A 19,232-nucleotide genomic window follows, 5' to 3' on the forward strand; every position below is an offset into this window, starting at 1 on the left:
ATGGCTGCCGGGATGAAGCACAGCTTGGCGCAATTCGCGGCATCATATACGGCGGAGCAGGAACGTCAGGGTAGTCTGGGTGATGGTCGCAGCAGCATTCATTACCCTGCTTTGTTCTTGTTCGTGGGTGACTTGGTTGCACCAGCATTACCTGTTGTCCGTGAGATCAACCGAACGAAGTGGGATAACGGGGATGGCGTGGTCTATGTACAGGCTGGAACAGAGGACTTGGATCAACAAGAGGAGCGTAGGGGCGAACGATCTGAGGAAAGTCAGGTAGCTCGTCATATTCTACCGCTGTCTACGGGACATTCTGAATCATCCAAAACATTGCGCAAAGACATATACCGTCAATTTCACGATTCAGATCAGGCACTTGCGGGTCTGAATCGTACATTACGGCGGGTGAGTAACCGAATCGCTGAATACGGGCGACTGTATTCTTCGTTTGACCGCATCTATGTGACGGTTGTAACTAGAGCGGATGATCCATTGAATGTGCTTTTGCCTGAGCTTACGAAATTGACGGAAACGATACTGGCTCAATCCTTCAAATCCGTGCAGACGGATCTGCATGTTCTGGTTAGTGAAATGGAGCAAGTGGACTCATACGGGTATGCAAGCGCAGCAGGACTGGCCTTTTTGCGAGAGCTTGATTATATGCAGGGCTTGGACTATACCTTTAGCGGTCGTCTGCTCGTGACTGAAGATGGCATCTCCATTCCGGTCACACATCCGGCTTCCCCGCTGTTTGACCTGGTATATATTTTGTCAGATAAGAATGAACGGGGCACAGGGGTATCTGGTGGGTGGATAGAGAATGCCGAGATCATCTGCCGCATCTGTCTGCTCAAGAACCGTAAACAGGACATGGATGCTGCTGGCACCATTTCGAGCACAGGAGCGAACACCTACAACAATACTTCATTTAAAAATAACATTCGCACCACCTCAGATCAGCATGGTTATGCCAGCGCAGGTTATGCTGAGATCAGGCGTCCCAATAAGCCTATAGCGCTTGCTGTGCTGTATCACTTCTACCGGCATCTGCTTAAACAGATGCGGAAGGAACCGGAGGATTGGGGCATCAAGGACAAGCTTTCATTCTTCGGCCTTGATCCGATTACGATAGAACGTAAGATTGATGGGCTATTACCAGGTGAGGATCTGGTCAGCGGTATGAGTGGCATCATGACCCATAACGTCAGTTACGCTGATCTCAAGCCGCTATCGCTACGGGAAGCGGAGAGAGCGCTGTTTGGTCATGGAGCCGAGGCGTACTTCCGCGATAATGTAGCACGTAAGGTAGAAGAACGTGTACGTCAGCGGAGTACCGAAAGTACTCTTCGTCAGCAGGCGGAACAAGCCCGGGGTGAGCACCCGGAGGTAGGTTACTTCCAGTGGGCGGCTTGGAGTAATCATGGAATGGGAAGTGTACGGGAAGGCTTGCTTGGGTTGATTCGGGACAAATCCATGCAGCTTGAGTCGGCACGAGCTGTTCTTGAGCAGCGGCTACAGGAGCAGGTGCAGGATCAACCGTTCAAAAGAGCTTTATTCCGTGATAAACAAAATGTACGCAACGTGATTGACTGTATCCTTGAGCGAGTGTATGTACCGAAGGTGGAGCTATTACGGATCGAAAATGAACTGCAATTGCTGCGCATCTACGATACGGAGATGGAGCAACTTCACGCTTTTAGTCGAGGCATCACCCAATCCCTTGAGGAATTGGAACAAACATTGCGCGAGACAGCCGAGGAGAGCATAGCTGCAGCGGATGAGTACATTGGACAAAATGTCATGGAATATTACGGCAAAGTGACGGAAGATCTGATCACGGATCTGGAAGCCAAGCGTGGACGAGCCGTATGGTTTGAAGACCGCTATATGGGGGATATGAACCATCTGGCTAGGCAGGGCAAGGAGCGTGTATTGGAGCGTCTTATGGACGTATGTCATGCATTGTTGCTGACTGCTGAACCATTGCGTGTCCCTTTTGAAGAAGAGCTATTACAACGTGCTAATGTCACGATAACGTATGGGGATAAAAATGTGTTGACTCGTGATGATCTGTTCCGTCGATTATATCGCACGTTAGAGGATCAGGCTGTTGTTCGGGTTAGGGTGTTCGATTATACGCAGGAACATCGGTATGAAGAAAAATATTTCTTTGGTGACCATGATAGTGCCTTTATGGACTACGCGGCACATGCCGAGGAAACTTCACGAATCTACAAGCTTGGTGTCGTGTATGAAGAGCGAAGTAGCGGAGTAGAGAAATTGAATCTTATGGGAGGCTTCCATCTCGAAGATCTGATGGTCTATCGTAATGCCAAGGTATATTACGATTCCTATACAGATAACGGATATGAGTTGCATCCTGAAGGTCTTGCGGACAAACTGTCTCCCGTGCGGTAGCCAGCCTTCATTAGCACTCACGGTTGTATTAATTCAGCCTCATTAAGGGCTGGTGTAGAAAGGATGCATGTGAACATGCAGCGAAAAATCAATCTTCTCCTGGTACTGTTCAGCCTCATTGGCGGAGCAGTAGGTTTTGCGGCAGGGGAAATCATGCTGCATCAGTGGCTTGGAGAGATGCCGCGTCTGTTGCTGATGGGATTATATTTCGGTGTTGTTGCACTAAGTGTAGGTCTATTCTGCCTACTCGCTGAGATGATCTCACCGAAGCTTAACGGTGCTTCATGGAAGTTGCGATATCTGAGCTTATCTTGGAAATTACTTGTCCCCGCAACGCTTGCACTCTTATTCGTGGTGGGGCTAGTGGTGCAACTGCTGTATCAGATCAATCCAGGCGGTGTGAAGCAGGTTAAGGATATCGTGCTCATGATTGACAATTCAGGTAGCATGACAGAGACCGATCCGAATAATGGTCGCTTTGAGGCAGCGAAGACACTGATTAGCCAGATGGAGAGCGATAAGCAGGTAGCCGTCATTACATTTGCGGATGAGCCAGAACTGTTGCAGCCGTTCATTGCACTGGATAATGAAGCTGCTAAGAATGAGGTATATGATAAAATTGATAGCATCGTGACGACCTCAGGTGGAACGAACTTTGATGCGGCCTTGAAAGAAGCGATGGAGCAGATTAAGGGCAAACAGGATCCGAAGCGTGGTACCGTTGCGATATTGTTATCTGACGGAATGAGTGAGGTTGATACGTCTGGCATTCTATCGGAATATGTGAATGAACAGATTGCGGTCAACACGGTAGGACTTAGTTTGGTAGACCCTTCGGGTACAGATCTATTGCGGAGCATTGCTGGGCAGACAGGTGGCCTCTATTATGATGTGCCGGATGCAGGTGGCCTTAACCTGGCCTTCCAGCAGATTTACGATACGATTGATGAACGAACACTGGTTACGGAACGTACTGGGATGATGGAGCATAGCACGTATCTGGCTATTTTCCGCGTAGCTGCCCTGCTGTTGATTGGGGTAGCGCTGGGGGTATCACTTGGACTGGTATTCGATAATCGCCATCTGGCACTCAGCTTCGGCATTGGTGGAGCAGTCTCAGGTCTGTTAGCGGGTCTCCTTCTAGAATGGGGGCTGGATGGATCGCCTGTCGGCGATGCATTTGTAAGGCTTGGCGCAATGCTCTTGCTGGCTTCCGTACTGACCCTGTTTACATGGATTATTCCGATGAAAGAGAACACACCACGGAGCAATCGTGGCCGTCGCGCTGCCAGAAAAGGGAACGATTCGGCAGAAGGGTTCGGAGGGCGCGCAAGAGACAAACGAAGCAAAGGATTTTAAACATCGGGAGGTCTTAGGAACATGCAATTTACGGATGCAGATCCTTCGGCGCCCACAATTCGCAAACTGACACTTGCGGTGGACGAAGGCATGTGTACGCTTCGCTGGCTCTGGCCAGAGGGTGTCGAGGCTGTGTATGTTGAACGGCTGGAGGTTGCGATGCTGGGCAAAGAGAACAGCGGCGATGCACATGCGCAAGGTAAATTGAAGCTCTATACGCGTGAGGAATACAAAGCAAGTAACGGATACGTGGATCGGATAACAGGTTTTGGAGCGATCCGTTATACGGTTTATATTTGTAGGATGGATGACGCCGAGCCGGTACTGCTCCGTCAATTGAACGGTGAGAACACGGTAATGGCGAGTGCGGGCAAGGCGGATATTCGATTTTCCATTCGGTATAAGAGTGGTTTTTTTCAGAAAAGAAAAAGTGTATTTATGACCGTTACGACCGAAGCACCAGTTCCGAAGGAGGCTCTCTGCTATGTTCGTAAACAGGGGAGTGTTCCACTTAATAAGGAAGATGGTACGGTGTATCCATTTGTAAATGATTTTGTACCTGGAAGAAATGAGATGCCGCCCGTTGAGGTTGCGAAGGATGAATACGTTAGGCTATTCTTCACGGACGGCCCCAAGTATGGAACGGTGTACCGACTAATATCGGATTAATTAATGGGTTGACTTTCAATTAGGGGAGGGGAGTGGCTATGAGCTTTTTTAGTCGTTTTTTGAAAAGACAGCAGCCAGAAGAACGGCCGCTATTTTACGATATTGTATGTCCCTATTGCTTCAGTAAATTCTGGCCTGAAGAGGTTGTATTCCGGGCAGCTCATCACCGAGACGACGATGAAGACTACGCATTGGGGGAAGATGCGAAGCTAAATCGTTACCGTGAACGGTTTGGACTTGATACGGTGTTTGATATGGAGGCCGTGCTTGCCCCGCATGACGTGCCAGAGGAGCATCGCATTTATTCAGATAACATTGTAATGGGGCTGAATGATCGGTATGGTGTCGTCACCCGCCGCAGACTGTGCCCACATTGTCATAATGAGCTACCTGTTACAGCAGGTAAGGCGCCGAGCAATATCATATCCATTATTGGGGCTTCCCAAGTGGGTAAATCGGTGTACATGACATCGCTCATCCATACGTTACAGCATTACACAGCCGATCATTTTGATGCTGCTTGTATGCCGCTGAATGCAGAGATTAGCCGTAGATTCCGTGCGGATTATGAAGAGCCGTTGTTTGAGCGGGGGGATCTGCTAGATTCAACACAGAAGGAGAAGCTGCAGGAACCGTTTATTTTCCAATTTGTGTTCAAGGACGAAGATAAAGCTCCACTGACACTGGTGTTTTTTGACGTGGCTGGTGAGGGTATGGTGGAGCAGGATTATCTGGGACTTCACGGACAGCATATCAAAAACTCAGCAGGCATTCTGTTTATGGTTGATCCACTTCAGATTCGCTCCATTCGGGACAAAATCCGGATTAACCTCGGCAATGAGCCGGGTGAGTGGACACCAAGATACGATGAACCACGCGACGTGGTACTGACATTGTTCGGTGACTTTATTGCTTATCAAGATAAGGCAAAAACAAACATCCCAACAGCTGTTGTGCTGACCAAAAGCGACATGCTGCATTCCCTGAAGGATGAGGATGGCGATTACATCAAATCCAACAGCAACGTGTTCCGTAACATGGTACACCGCGACTGGTTCGACTTGACGGAGTTTGAGAATATCGATGGAGAGATTCGTCGGTTTATTGAGAAGGTGGATCGTCCGTTCAAAGGCACAATGGATGTCTATTTCAAAGATACGGCATACTTCGCTGTGTCCGCACTAGGAAGCAATCCTGTAGATATGAAGCTACAAGGGGTTGTTAGCCCAATCCGCGTGGACGAGCCATTCCTATGGCTGCTCTACAAGCTGAAGTATATTGAGGGGAGAGTGGGATGATGCAGTCTTCCATGACCCCGCCGATTGAACAACAGATGTATACCCGAGAGCGGCGAGGGGTATTTCGCACAACGGAAGGCTTCGATACGGTCGCGGCATCACCGGGACTGGAACCTTCTTTTATCAAAAAAGTACTTCATCCGTACTGTGTCTATGATGCTCCTGCGGAGCTGACTGGCCGGAGCGAGAAGGACGAGACCAAGTTCCCAGCAGCAATACATCTACTGCATCTGGAGAGTGGAGAGACGATCCTAGGACAGAATGTGTACCAAGCGGCGGACTTTACTGGGCTTCGTAGTGCCTTCTTCGCTCATAACTATGTATTGTCTCCTGAGCGTTCGGAAGAGTTGATGAGAGCGGGCGGCTGGCTGGACGCGGCGTTTGCTACGTCCTATGACATCGAGCAAGGCACAGTGCTGCCTGCGCTGTCTGAATTACCGGGTGTTTCTGCAAGGGAGAGGGAAGCTGGGCAGGGATCTGAAGTCCCTTCAGTCGCGCCTGCCGAGATTCTGGCTGGGTTAAAACTGAACGAGATATTGTTCAAGCGGTTGCTCTATGCAGTGATGCAGGCTGTCGCGACACGCCGTAAAGTGTATATCGCATTGGATCTGCCCGCAGAGCAAGTCACAGCAGGGGCGAAGGAGTTGCTTCGTCTGCTCTATACGGCACTACCTTACGCCTTCCGGAGACAGCTGGGGTTCATGACGTTTGCCAAGGAGCCACAGGCGAAGAAAGGTATCCACCTTCAGTTCGTGGAGAGAGGCACACTTCGTCCCAAAGATCGTAATACGGAGAAGGACTTTACGTTTGATCTCATGTCAGGCAGAGTAACCCACGTAGATGCAGCAGTGGCAAATTTTCCTTATATGGATTTTGCATGGTCATTGCTGCATGATCCGAAGGCGGCTACGCCGTTTTATTCTTTTGCCGACGAGATGTTGTCCGGCATGGAGCCTGGACGTGAGCTTTCGGTTGAAGCGTACGGGGAGTTATCGCTATTTTACCGGCTTGAACAAGGACATGAAGACCTATACCTTAATAATAAAAGTGGTGTGCTAAGTGGGCTTCTTACATATCTGAAACCCGAAGGAGCAATCCAGCGCCGCGCTCGTCTGAATGAGCTATTCCTGACGCTGCTTAGTCGGGAACTAAATAATGTTAAACGTGAAAATGTGCCCGAAGAGCCGGTTGCAGCTCGAATCGGTGAGTATTTCGCCGTAGCCGCGCCAGTGGTTCAATCCCGAATCGTGGACTATTTCATCTATGCGATCAACAACGCGCGCACCCAGAAACGCATGCGGGCGGTTCAAGAATTATACAGTTTACTGGATCGGAATGCTGCGCTGAATCGTGCATTTTTCGGTAAGGTGTTAACCAATGAATCATTGACCAAGCTGTTATTTGAGCCTTACTTGGACAGTCAATTAAAACATACAGAGTTAGCGGCAAATGTGGTGGACGTCATTGAAAATTGGGTGCTATTCCATCCGTCGTCGATCCATAATGCTTTTTTGCTAGAACGGACAGCCATAGAGCTTCGTGAACGGCTATGCTCTGCACCAAATCCGGTGCAATCCGCCAATGAAGCACTCAGTCGAGTGAGTGTATTGGATCGTGTCTCAACTTCCATGGAAGTCCCTGTAGACACAGAAATTACGGGACAGATCGGTCAATCCGAGGCCGTTGCCCGTCCAGAACGTAAATCTGGTGCTGACGCTGGAGCCTTGTCATATCAAGAGCAATTAACCCGTTTGGCGGACAAGCTTGCTTACGTCATTAATCTCTTCCTGATCCAGGATCTTGATCTAGACCGAGTGGGTCGGGCGCACCTATTAAGTATTGATATTTTGCAGCATGATCGTGAGGTTCGGGATTGGGCTGCACGTCAGGGCTCAGATGTATCCGCACGCACGAACATGATGCTGGCCGCGAGAGCATGGCTGAGTGGGGAAGGTCGGGATGAAGAGGAGCTGGAAGCCCTCTCCCTTACAGAGCGTAATGAGCTCCAACGCTGGACTAGACGCTGGCTTGCCGATGAGCTTAGAGAACGCCCTGATCAGGATGCGTTCGCAGCGTTGCCTCTTGCCTTTTACCGTGGAGGTAGTGGGGCTAAGCTGGATTATGCAGGACTGATTGAGTTTGTTCGGAGTACAGCAGGCAGTGAGCGAGGTCTGTACCCGTTTCTGGAATGGTCGGGCAATCAACGACTGTTTATCCGAGGGTCTCAAGCGAGCAAGCCATACTCCGATGCGATCGTCGCGTACTTCAAGGCGCATGATCGTGAAGCCTTCAAGTCAAAGTCAGCCTTTAGGCCATATTATGCTAGAGCAAGTAAGGCCATAAAGCCCACCTATGACCGTGCGAAGTCTGAGTTATCTTCATCCCTCGTACGTTTATTAACTGGGAAGAGAAAGAATGTGTTTTTAGGGTCATTCGTGGTGATTCTAATTCTCGGTATTGCAGGAGGAACGTACGCCTTAATGGGGAATAATGCAGAACCTCCTGCCGCTTCACCTACACCAGTTCAAGACCCTGCGGTTCCAGTTGAACCAGAAGTTTCATTAGCCGATCAGATGGCGTACATTGTACCGGTAACCGAAGAGAGCGGCACAGCGACTGCGCCACAACTCGTGATTCGCTTCCGAAATGAAGCAGACCGCGATGCATTACAGACGGATAAGTTGCAATTGAAGCTGGCGGATGGCACCGTAGTCGAACTGGAGGATGCTACAAGTGAATGGGAGAGCTTCAACCGGAATGAGGAACCAGATGCGGTAGGTTCAGCTGACGGTGAATCACAGGGTGCGGCAGAAGGTAATTCGGGGGATAGCTCTGATGGGAGTTCGGAGAGTGACTCTGCTGACACGACTGATGACACCCAGTCCAGTAACGAGGTAAGTCAGGATTCCGATTCGACCACAACGTCCGATTCTACCGAATCTACGAATGAGTCTTCCCAGGATGGAACGGAGACGGCGCCACCCGGACCTTCTAACAGAGCGGAGGCTGGAGAAGGAGGTTCTGCTGTGACAGAACCACTTACGGTTGAGGCGGCAGATCGCTTATATCCTTTCGGTCAACAGGTCTCACTTCCGGATGATATGGATCCAGCGAATATCATCAGTATCCAAAGTGGAACCACTGTGATTAAGCTTTCGTCGCAACCGGAAGCTTAGAAGACAGTCTTCTGTCTGTTTCATGGATTGAATGTAATGAATTCATGTATGAACACAATGAATTAATGAACTCATGTCATGCAATATTCATAGTAGATGACCTCGGTAATGGTTGACCAGAGGTCATCTTTTTTTGTGAACAAGAATTCATTTCCATGTAACATTTGGATGGTTTTGACTGTCTAGAATGTAGAGGTTCATAGAATAAATGAGATGAAATAGGGGGCATACGATGAAAGTTTGGCTTGCGATCATACTGATGTGTTGTGTCGTAGTGGGATGTTCTAATGTACGAGATCCGATCTCAGACCCACCGGATCGTACAGAGAAGCAAGATGGTTCGCTTACAGCAACAAGACAGGTGGGGGATTATGTGTTGCAGCTCGTGGCCACTCCTGAAGGGGAGCAGCTTATCCATTTTCGTCCCAGCATCAAGTATGTTGGAGAGCAGACAGAGCATGAAATCTTTCATGGCGTTGGATTGTTCGATATTGACCTACATCATGATGGAAAATCCATTCTTCCGCCAAGAAGCTCTATAGACCTCGGAGTTACAACCATTCTGAAGGCTAACGTGTGGTACACGGAAGAGAAAGAGCTTCAACTGACTCAGGAACAGCTTCGAGATATCCCAATGGATGAGATTCAAGTGGTATTAGAAGCGAGGTTCGAGTCAGAGGAAACCGGATTTGATGATAAGAAAAGGATGATCTTATATCTCCACGAGATACAACCGGATTGAGAATTGCACATTGTCCTACGATGAATGCTGTAGTATGAATGTGGATGTGATTGAGCTTCTGGCCTTTGAGTTTCTGCATAAATGGAGCAAAAGAGCATATTGATGATGGGATGGTTTTTTCGAGAAATTGACGCGTCAAGTTACGCTTATGCTGAGAAAAGCTCTCACATTCTCGAAGGTATCTAAGAGGCAATAACTGAAGTTAGTAGCTAAAATGTGTCGATCCAGCTTAGAAAAAATAGATTAAATTTCGATTACCTGTTGACAAATGATAATGATTATCAGTATCTTTAGTATAGAAGATATTTTGCGCCGGAAATAATCAGAATTACAATTTCGTTTTCGTTGTCGATAGCCGGGGTATCACCGGGATAAATGAGAGAGGGATGATCGAATGTTTCGTCTGGAGACGTCTAAGCTGGATATCGCATATGAGGAAAGACTAATTGTTGAGGATCTGAATATCCAGATTCCCCAAGGGAAAATCACAGCACTTGTTGGAGCCAACGGCTCAGGAAAGTCTACGATCCTGAAAACGATGGCTCGGATCATGAATCCTAAGGCTGGTAACGTTCTGCTCGACGGAAAGTCCATTCATAAGCAATCCACGCGTGAAGTAGCGAAGCAACTCGCGATCTTGCCACAGAATCCTACAGCTCCCGAAGGACTCACAGTAACGGAACTGGTGTCTTATGGACGATTCCCTTATCAAAAAGGTTTTGGTTCAATGCGTGCTGAAGATAAGCGCATGATTGAATGGGCGATTAATGTAACAGCCATGACGGAGTTCCATGACCGTCCAATTGATCAACTGTCTGGTGGGCAGCGTCAACGTGCTTGGATCGCTATGGCGCTTGCGCAAGAAACAGATATTCTCTTCTTGGACGAGCCGACAACGTTCCTCGATATGGCTCACCAGCTTGAGGTGTTACAGTTGCTGGAACAGCTTAATGCGACAGCTAACCGCACCATTGTTATGGTAGTCCATGACTTGAACCATGCTTCACGTTATGCGCATCATATGATCGGAATCAAGAAGGGTAAAGCAATCGCTACAGGCTCGCCTGTAGAGGTTATGAACTCCGATGTACTCCGTGAAGTATTCAACATTGAAGCGGATATCGTTATTGACCCACGTTCTGGTGTACCTCTCTGCTTGCCTTATGCTCTTGCAGGGGAGCGTCAACAACAATCTACGACATCAGATCCACGGGTGTTCAACAGTGCGATGGTTCATGCCGGAGAACGTACAGAACAACGTGTTCATCAGGCAACGGGAAGTTAATCACGGAAATTAAATATTGCAGATCATATTATGGGTCGTCATTAATTATAGAAATAAGTCACGTGCAGTATTGCATGCGGCTTATTTTTTTGTGTAGAGACTGCTAAAGGGGTACTCCATTTTATACACGACGCTGTACATCGCGGAGAGTCTAATGGCAAGCGAGTGAGCTATAGACAGGTAGGGTGCTGAGGATATTTGGTAATTAAACGGTTCATGCTTATAATAGTAAGACAGGCTACTCAAGAGCGCACCGTCGTTCTGATTAATTTAGCTTGAGCCTAGAACCAAAACAACATCAATCATGGGAGGAATCAGTCATGTCCGTATATTCGTATAAAGCGTTAACTACTGCTAATCAGGAAGCACCTCTGGATCTGTATCAAGGTAAAGTATTGGTGATTGCCAACACAGCCAGCAAATGTGGACTGACTCCACAATACGGCGAATTGCAGAAGTTATATGATCGTTATCGCGATCAGGGTCTGGTTGTATTGGGCTTCCCTTGTAATCAGTTCGGTGGACAAGAGCCAGGCACGAGTGAGGAAGCTGAGTCGTTCTGCCAAGTAAACTATGGAGTTGACTTCCCTGTGTTTGCCAAAGTCGATGTTAATGGCGAAGATGCTCATCCATTGTTCCAGTACCTTCGTGAACAGCAACCAGGTGAGGGTGAGGATAACACGATTCAGTGGAATTTCACGAAGTTCCTGGTTAATCGTGAGGGTGAGGTTGTAGGTCGTTATGAACCTAAAGAATCTCCAGAAGCTATGATAGCAGAGATCGAGAAGCTGCTCGGTTAAATACATGATGTGGGGAGCTTGGTCTCGATTAAGAGACCAGGCTCCTTTATCATTTATAGAGGTTGTTCAAAAAGTCCGCTTTTGATTACGAAGGATGCCTGGCGGCATAAGGTTTATGATCCAGGCAAAGGTGTGCTCAGAGGATAGTACCCGGCATCCGAAGCAAGCTTCAACAGATTACGCGCGTAGCTTCCTGCCCAGGAATACCCGTGTCGCCGTTCTTCGCTGATTTCCAGAATGTTCATATACTTCAATCCATCCCGATCCGCATAGAAAGGCACATCTTCATCTACGTTATAGAAGCGGTACCAGATTACGCTCCCCGCATCCGGTTCAAAATAAACAGGGCCTTGCCGATTGTATTTGGTTCCGTTTTCCCGAACCGTATCAAACCAGCGCAACGCTGCCTTGGCTGCTCGTTCGATCTCCGGAGTCTGAGGTCTGGACATGAGAAAAGCCGTTATGGCTACTGATTCAGATCCTGACTTGGAGGCTAACTCATACGCTCTGCCTGCTACAGGAGCATAGGTCACAGGGTCATGCTGTGCACCCCAAACGGTAGGCTGACCGTTATTGATAATCTGTGCTTTAAGGGTATAATCGATACCCTTATCCAGAGCGGTTTTTAGTTTATTACGGTCACTGTTGCTTAGAATATCGTTGTCAAATCCTTGTCTTCGCTCCACGATGTCGTCAATTAATACCATCGTTTGTACCATAGCATTGTCATTATAAGTCACTGCGTCAGAGTAGTTGCTCCGTTTAGGATATACCTGCGGCCATCCTCCAGACGGATATTGAGAGGTCAGGATAAAGCCGACTGCTTTGCGGACGCTGTCCTTAAAGACGGGATTTCCTGTTTTGCTATACATATTAGCCAGGAAACGGATCTCTGATGTTGTAGCATCATTGTCAAACGTCCCGAGTTCAGTGCCATTTGGATCCTTCCAGCCAGAGCGTGCTGTCACGCCATCCCAAGGTGCTGCATATTGCTCTTCCATGTCTTTGTAGAATCCACCATGCGGCATCTGCCATGAGACGATATTGAGTGCATAGGCTGTGTCCTTGGCTAGATCACCAGTGGCAAAATTACTGAAATCCCTAAACTTCTGAAGCAGAGAGGAGACATCCACACCTGCTGAAGCTTTGGAGGACAGAACTTCGGTTTTGATCGTTACGGGTGGAGAATCGACAGCAGTAGTAGGGCCAGGGGCAGTGGAAGCAGCAGAAGCACCGTAAGGTACAGCGACTCCGGCTGTCATCATGGCAACGGCAAGCGCGACGGGAACCAATTTGAGTGTGGCAGGCACTGAATGTTTCTTCAAATGAACGCCTCCTGTAATTTTGGTATTTGTAGTATATAAAATCCAAATAAAGGATCATAGGCATATTGTAAGCGCTTACCAATATGAAAATCAACCCATTTACCTTATATTATTGAAAATAATGGGATTATTTCTCTTCATTTACGTTAAAGCAGGGGTAGAACTAACCCATTTTGTGTGTTCATTTGAAGCAATGCAGATCATCATATCGGAGCATAAAGGGTTTGTTTTCAGGGGAAAATAACGTCGTGAAGCCATACAATACACGCATAGTCAGTACCCGGGTCGAGGGAGCATATCAATAGCAGGCCAACCGAGTTAAACTGCATTTAGACAAATATTTTTCAGAAACCTATTGCAATGTGAAAAAGATCACATTATAATGAGTGTATAAAGTGAAATAAATCACAAGGACAGTATCGACAAAGTAGTGAAATATTTCACAACTTAATTAACATTATAAATCCTACAACTTTTCATACACTCAAGGAGGAATTTTAAATGAAAATCGCAGTTATCGGATGTACACACGCAGGAACCGCAGCTATTGTTAACACCGCAAAATTGTATCCAGACGCAACAATCACCGTGTACGAGCGCAATGACAACATCTCCTTCTTATCTTGTGGTATTGCGCTATATGTTGGTGGCGTGGTGAAAGATCCAGATGGACTGTTCTACTCTTCCCCGAATCAGCTCGCCGATCTGGGCGTTGTAACCAAAATGCTGCATGAAGTTACAGCCGTTGATACGGCTAATCACAAACTTCAGGCTAAAAACCTGCAATCGGGGGAAGAATTCGAAGATACTTTCGATAAGCTCATTGTCACTACAGGATCATGGCCGGTTATTCCGAAGCTTGAAGGTATTGAGATGGATAACATCTTGCTCTGCAAAAACTATAACCACTCCAATACCATTATAGAAAAAGCCAAAGATGCCAAACGCATCACGGTTGTAGGTGCAGGTTACATTGGCGTCGAGCTGGTCGAGGCTTTCCAAATGAACGGTAAAGAAGTTACCTTGATTGATAGCGTGGACCGTATTTTGAACAAATACCTTGATCCCGAGTTCACAGATGCCATCGAAGACACGCTGACTAGCCGCGGTATTAAGCTGGCATTGGGTCAGACGGTACAGAAATTTACCGGTGAGAATGGCAAAGTAAGCAAAGTTATTACATCCAAAGGTGAATTTGAGACGGATCTCGTTATCCTGTGCATCGGTTTCCGCCCGAATACGGAGCTGCTCAAAGGTCAGGTGGATATGCTGCCGAACGGCGCTATCATTGTAGATAAATATATGCAAACGAGTCAGAAGGACGTCTTCGCTGCAGGGGATAGCTGTGCAATTCATTACAACCCAACAGGTAAAGCATCTTACATCCCACTGGCAACCAATGCTGTAAGGATGGGAACACTCGTAGCGCGTAACTTGGTTCGTCCTACAACACCTTATATGGGTACACAGGGTACGTCAGGTATCAAAATTTATGAGCAAAACATTGCTGGTACAGGTATGACTGAGGTATCTGCAGCGGATGAGGGTCTGGTGGTTGAGGCTGTCGTGTTGGAGGATAGCTACCGTCCGGAGTTCATGCCAACAGCTGAGAAGCTGCTGCTCAAAGTGGTCTATGAGCAAGCAACTCGCCGTATTGTTGGTGCACAAGTGATGTCTCAGGTGGATCTGACACAATCGATCAATACCATCTCGGTCTGCATCCAAAACAACATGACGGTAGATGAGCTCGCGTTCATCGACTTCTTCTTCCAGCCACATTACAACAAACCGTGGAACTTCTTGAACACAGCTGGATTGCAAGCTTTACCTCCAATTGAAGTGAAAGCACCAGCGTTGGTGTAAGCAAATTCGAATCAGTGAGTGAATAAAAGGTAAATTAGGTATTAATCAAAGGTACTAATCAAACCAAAAGGCTGGCGAGTAATCGCTGGCTTTTTGCTTGTCCTGAGAAAAGAGTATTTTCTCTATTTAGCTGGAGATAGACGAACCATAGCATGTAGGATGTGCTACACGTTTCAAAGTCACCTCCAAATTTCTAACGAACTCAGGTGAGCTTATAACCCATATTTGAGCAACATTGGAATTGTAACGAACCGCAGCAACCTTATTTCACGAAAAAGCCTGATAAAGTGTCCCAATTTACTCCCAATGATCACAATAAGTTGCACTGAGTTCGTTAGATTCCGGATCGGTGCTATATTGGCGAAATAGCGTGTCTCATGTTCGTAAGATATAGATTCGAAAATGTTTAGCCCCACTAGGTGCAGCACCAGAGATAATATTATGAAGTGAAGAACTCATCTTCAGGCATCATTATAAGGAACCGTAATTCCATCATCGTCGAGACACTCCTTTAGAGCCTTCTTTATGAAACGGATCAATAAATAAAAATGCATCTAATGTTTGTGATTATTTGCACAAAGTTTTATCTTCAGCCAAGATACAATTAGATCATACAGTGAAGCTATAAAAAACTCAGGCATGAACTGAAGAACGTTCCATTCAATATGAGAAGCAAAGGAGAGAATGGCGATGGCGGTCAAAACACCTCTTGAGGTTGCACAATACACGGTGCAGAGCGGGATTAAGAAGGCTCACAATCCTGTTTTATCTGTACTTATCCTTAGTTTTATGGCAGGGGCATTTATATCTCTAGGATTTCTGCTGAACATACGGGTGATTGCCTCTGCTCCGGCAGAGTGGGGAAGCCTAGTGAACCTAATTGGTGCGTCTGTCTTCCCATTAGGTCTTATTCTTGTGCTTATTGGTGGCGGAGAGTTACTGACTGGCAATATGATGGCGGTACCTCTAGCTACAATCGCACGTAAATTATCGGTGGGAAGCATGTTCAAGAACCTGACTTTGGTGACGGTTGGGAACTTTCTAGGAGCGATCTTCGTGGCTTATGCGTTTGGTCATGTGTTAGGGCTAACGAGTGAGGGCGTATATCTAGCGAAGGTCGTGGATATGGCGGGGCATAAGCTGCATGACGGATTCTTGCAAGCCTTCATCTCCGGTATTGGTTGCAACTGGTTGGTCGCTCTGGCGGTGTGGTTGTGCTACGCAGCAGATACGATGAGTGGTAAAGTACTCGGTATTTGGTTTCCTACGATGGCCTTTGTTGCGATCGGCTTCCAGCACGTTGTAGCGAATATGTTCTTAATTCCTGCAGCAATCTTCGAAGGGCATTATTCGTGGGCACAATACATCATGAACTTCATACCGGTATGGCTTGGTAATCTGACGGGTGGTGCTCTGTTTGTCGCGGCAGCTTACTATATAGTGTATCTTCGCCAAAGCGAGTCCGAAGTGAAGCCGGAGTTAAAAATGGCAACCGAGCCTGAAGCTAGACCGATGCTGAGTAAACAGGCGTAACGATTACTTCAAGGAAGTATGACAGACAGTACAGACGATCTTATCTCGTTCTAGATCACGGTGAGTATATACCCGTAGCAGAGCGAGAACGAGGTCGTTTTTTCATGTTTATTTTTGTCAGTTGGACAGAGTTAAGGTTATTCTGTCATCGAAGTGACAGCTGTAAATAATGATTAGTTTAATTTCATATTATATAAATAGACAAAATAAATTCGCCATGACAAGGTTCGGGGGAACGAAACCTGTTCATGGCGAATTTCGGGAGTGGTCCATGATATGGCATGAGGAGGAAGTGGGGAAACACTAGCCTAATGCCTTGTTTTTTATTTACCCCTGAATCTGGATAATGAATCAAAAGCAAAAAACTTTTTTTGCAAAATAATGGCGTCTTGTGTAGATGTGAAAATGAACTGTTCTCTTTACGTTAATGCATTAGAGAAGATATGATAGAGAGATAGCTTTTACAGGGGAGGAAATTCAACATGATTAATCAGGAGAATGGTGTATTTCCGGCAGTTTGTCCACTCGATTGCCCGGATACATGCGGTCTGCTGTTACATAAAGAGAACGGAAAAATTGTAAAGGTCGTGGGAAACCCCGATCATCCTATCACTAAGGGCGCCATCTGCAACAAAGTTAGAAATATGACCGAGCGTGTATATCACCCTGAGCGGCTGCAATATCCGATGAGACGGGTTGGCGCCAAGGGTGAAGGTAAGTTCGAACAGATCAGCTGGGACGAAGCGATTGGCGAGATTACTTCCAAATTCAGTTCCATTGCGGAGACGTACGGATCAGAGAGCATTCTGCCTTACAGTTTCTATGGCAATATGGGCATTCTCGGCGTTGACGGTATGGATCGACGTTTCTTCAACGCACTTGGAGCGAGCATGCTGGAGCAGACAATCTGTAATGCGGCGGGCAATACCGGCTGGAAATATACCATGGGCGCTAATCAAGGGACAATCCCAGAGGATACCGAGCATGCGGATCTCATCATCGTATGGGGAGGTAACATTGTCAGCACGAATATGCATCAGGTTGTACTCGCAGAGAAAGCTCGCAAGAAGGGCGCTCAGATCGTCGTGATCGACGTACACCGCAACCGTACCGCTCAATGGGGAGATTGGTTTATCCCGCTCTACCCGGGTACAGACAGTGCGCTAGCACTGGGAGTCATGCATGTGTTGTTTGAACGTGGGATGGCGAACGAAGCCTTTATGCAAAAGTATACCTTAGGACATGACGCACTACGTGATCATGTTCAAAATTATACCCCAGAGCGTGTGGCACGCATTACCGGCGTGCCGGAGGCTGACATCGTGAAGCTGGCTGAACTGTACGGCAAGGCGAACGCAGCGCATATTCATATCGGCAATGGCCTCCAGCATCATGATCATGGTGGTATGAGTGTGCGCAGCATATCGTGTCTGCCTGCGATCACAGGCCACTGGTTGCAGCGCGGCGGCGGTGCCGTGCGCACGAATAGCTATGCGAGCACCAATAGCGATGCATTGGAGCGTCCAGATCTGCGGCATAATCCAGAGCCGCGAGTAGTGAACATGAACCGGATTGGTGAAGCGCTGCTCGAAGCAGAGCAGCCAATCCGAGCGATGTTAGTGTATTGCAGCAACCCACTGGTTGTTGCACCGGATTCCGAGCGGGTGGAGCGAGGTTTTGCAAGAGAAGATTTATTCACGGTTGTACACGACCTATTCATGACGGATACAGCCAAATACGCAGATATTGTGCTGCCTGCGAAGTCTTCGTTTGAAGCAACAGACCTATACACCTCCTACTGGCATCAGTACGTTCATTTGCAGGAGCCTGTCATCGCGCCGATCGGGGAGAGTAAGAGCAATGTAGAGTTGTTCTCCTTACTTGGACAGGCGATGGGATATGATCCTGAGATCTTTGGCGAGACGCCAGAACAGATGATTGAGGCAGCACTCCAGAATACAGATAACCCGTATATGAACGGGGTAACACTGGAGGCACTTCAGGAGCAGCGGTTTGTGAAGCTGGATATGACGCCATATGATTCTTACTTGGATCGTTTGCCAACGCCATCTGGGAAGATTGAATTGTACTCCGAAACGATGGAGCAGCGTGGGTTGCCACCCCTACCTACGTACCGCACATCCTTGGAAGGTTATGATGGAGAGCGACCTGCCAGTGTTACAGATGAATATCCGCTGATGTTTGTATCTCCGCCGAATCATAACTTCTTGAACTCGTCATTTGCGAATACGCAGAAGCATCAACGTCTGGAGAAAATGCCTATGCTACAGATTCATCCAGAGGATGCCGCACGTCGAAACGTGGAAGAGGGCGACACAGTGCTCGTGTGGAACGAACGTGGACAGATTGAGCTTACAGCGAAAATTACCGAAGCGATGCTCCCAGGAACAGTAATTAGCCAAGGCTTGTGGTGGGATGGCGAAGGGAAGAAACAACGCGTCAATACGCTGACGTCCAATCGTCTGTCTGATATGGGGAATGGCGCAACATTCTTCTCTGCCACTGTTGAAGTGAAGCGTCAGTGAGTGTGCTTGCAAGCTCATTTTTTTGAGGTAATATAGATTCATATTGAATCAATTTCATAATACCTTTAGCTGCTTAAATCAAGGCTAGATATAGATCGAAACGGTTCAATTTGTCTATATCTAGTTACATAAAACTCGTTTTAATGAGTTTTATGTAACTAGATTCATATTATATAAACTTTACCATATAGGCTTTCGCGTCGGCTGGTCATGCCAGT

At 47.4% G+C, this 19,232-nt stretch carries 12 protein-coding genes; 11 read left to right on the forward strand and 1 reads right to left on the reverse strand.

The window, feature by feature from the left end; all coding sequences use genetic code 11:
• The 8 genes from ASD24_RS25770 (at position 1) to ASD24_RS25805 (ending at position 11,747) form a co-directional block, all read left to right on the forward strand.
• Positions 1-2,418: a transcription initiation factor TFIID gene (locus ASD24_RS25770; RefSeq protein ID WP_235540851.1), complete on the forward strand. Its 2,418-nt coding sequence runs from the start codon at positions 1-3 to the stop codon at positions 2,416-2,418.
• Between the two features lie 75 nt (positions 2,419-2,493).
• Positions 2,494-3,777, forward strand: a complete 1,284-nt coding sequence (locus tag ASD24_RS25775) for a vWA domain-containing protein (RefSeq protein ID WP_056702026.1) — start codon at positions 2,494-2,496, stop codon at positions 3,775-3,777.
• 21 nt (positions 3,778-3,798) lie between these two features.
• Complete coding sequence (locus tag ASD24_RS25780; protein ID WP_056702028.1) at positions 3,799-4,446, forward strand: hypothetical protein; 648 nt, start codon at positions 3,799-3,801, stop codon at positions 4,444-4,446.
• A 38-nt stretch (positions 4,447-4,484) separates the two neighbouring features.
• Positions 4,485-5,744, forward strand: coding sequence for a TRAFAC clade GTPase domain-containing protein (locus tag ASD24_RS25785; RefSeq protein ID WP_056702030.1), 1,260 nt, complete (start codon positions 4,485-4,487; stop codon positions 5,742-5,744).
• Entirely contained in the window at positions 5,741-8,920 is a 3,180-nt protein-coding gene (locus ASD24_RS25790) for a GAP1-N2 domain-containing protein (protein WP_056702032.1), read from the forward strand. The genes ASD24_RS25785 and ASD24_RS25790 overlap by 4 nt, the downstream gene beginning before the upstream one ends.
• Before the next feature lie 232 nt (positions 8,921-9,152).
• Complete coding sequence (locus ASD24_RS25795; RefSeq protein WP_056702034.1) at positions 9,153-9,662, forward strand: hypothetical protein; 510 nt, start codon at positions 9,153-9,155, stop codon at positions 9,660-9,662.
• Between the two features lie 394 nt (positions 9,663-10,056).
• Positions 10,057-10,947, forward strand: coding sequence for an ABC transporter ATP-binding protein (locus tag ASD24_RS25800; RefSeq protein WP_056702036.1), 891 nt, complete (start codon positions 10,057-10,059; stop codon positions 10,945-10,947).
• 320 nt (positions 10,948-11,267) lie between these two features.
• Entirely contained in the window at positions 11,268-11,747 is a 480-nt protein-coding gene (locus tag ASD24_RS25805) for a glutathione peroxidase (protein WP_056702038.1), read from the forward strand.
• A 113-nt stretch (positions 11,748-11,860) separates the two neighbouring features.
• Here the strand turns inward: ASD24_RS25805 and pelA are convergent, their stop codons facing one another.
• Positions 11,861-13,072, reverse strand: coding sequence for a pectate lyase (gene pelA / locus ASD24_RS25810; protein WP_056702039.1), 1,212 nt, complete (start codon positions 13,070-13,072; stop codon positions 11,861-11,863).
• Between the two features lie 501 nt (positions 13,073-13,573).
• On the opposite strand from pelA, the gene ASD24_RS25815 reads away from it, so the two are divergent.
• From ASD24_RS25815 to ASD24_RS25825, 3 genes are all read left to right on the forward strand, one after another.
• Positions 13,574-14,935: an FAD-dependent oxidoreductase gene (locus tag ASD24_RS25815; protein WP_056702041.1), complete on the forward strand. Its 1,362-nt coding sequence runs from the start codon at positions 13,574-13,576 to the stop codon at positions 14,933-14,935.
• Between the two features lie 690 nt (positions 14,936-15,625).
• Complete coding sequence (locus ASD24_RS25820) at positions 15,626-16,468, forward strand: formate/nitrite transporter family protein (protein ID WP_056702043.1); 843 nt, start codon at positions 15,626-15,628, stop codon at positions 16,466-16,468.
• A gap of 482 nt (positions 16,469-16,950) precedes the next feature.
• A complete protein-coding gene (locus ASD24_RS25825) occupies positions 16,951-19,014 on the forward strand; it encodes a molybdopterin-containing oxidoreductase family protein (protein ID WP_056702044.1) in 2,064 nt (687 codons plus the stop codon).
• Positions 19,015-19,232: the final 218 nt, after the last annotated feature.

This window comes from Paenibacillus sp. Root52 (genome assembly GCF_001426865.1).
In the GTDB taxonomy this organism is placed as follows: Bacteria; Bacillota; Bacilli; order Paenibacillales; family Paenibacillaceae; genus Paenibacillus.

Coding starts and splice junctions, on each gene's coding strand:
- ASD24_RS25770 (WP_235540851.1), top strand. CDS start 1: ATGGCTGCCGGGATGAAGCACAGCTTGGCGCAATTCGCGGCATCATAT.
- ASD24_RS25775 (WP_056702026.1), top strand. CDS start 2,494: ATGCAGCGAAAAATCAATCTTCTCCTGGTACTGTTCAGCCTCATTGGC.
- ASD24_RS25780 (WP_056702028.1), top strand. CDS start 3,799: ATGCAATTTACGGATGCAGATCCTTCGGCGCCCACAATTCGCAAACTG.
- ASD24_RS25785 (WP_056702030.1), top strand. CDS start 4,485: ATGAGCTTTTTTAGTCGTTTTTTGAAAAGACAGCAGCCAGAAGAACGG.
- ASD24_RS25790 (WP_056702032.1), top strand. CDS start 5,741: ATGATGCAGTCTTCCATGACCCCGCCGATTGAACAACAGATGTATACC.
- ASD24_RS25795 (WP_056702034.1), top strand. CDS start 9,153: ATGAAAGTTTGGCTTGCGATCATACTGATGTGTTGTGTCGTAGTGGGA.
- ASD24_RS25800 (WP_056702036.1), top strand. CDS start 10,057: ATGTTTCGTCTGGAGACGTCTAAGCTGGATATCGCATATGAGGAAAGA.
- ASD24_RS25805 (WP_056702038.1), top strand. CDS start 11,268: ATGTCCGTATATTCGTATAAAGCGTTAACTACTGCTAATCAGGAAGCA.
- ASD24_RS25815 (WP_056702041.1), top strand. CDS start 13,574: ATGAAAATCGCAGTTATCGGATGTACACACGCAGGAACCGCAGCTATT.
- ASD24_RS25820 (WP_056702043.1), top strand. CDS start 15,626: ATGGCGGTCAAAACACCTCTTGAGGTTGCACAATACACGGTGCAGAGC.
- ASD24_RS25825 (WP_056702044.1), top strand. CDS start 16,951: ATGATTAATCAGGAGAATGGTGTATTTCCGGCAGTTTGTCCACTCGAT.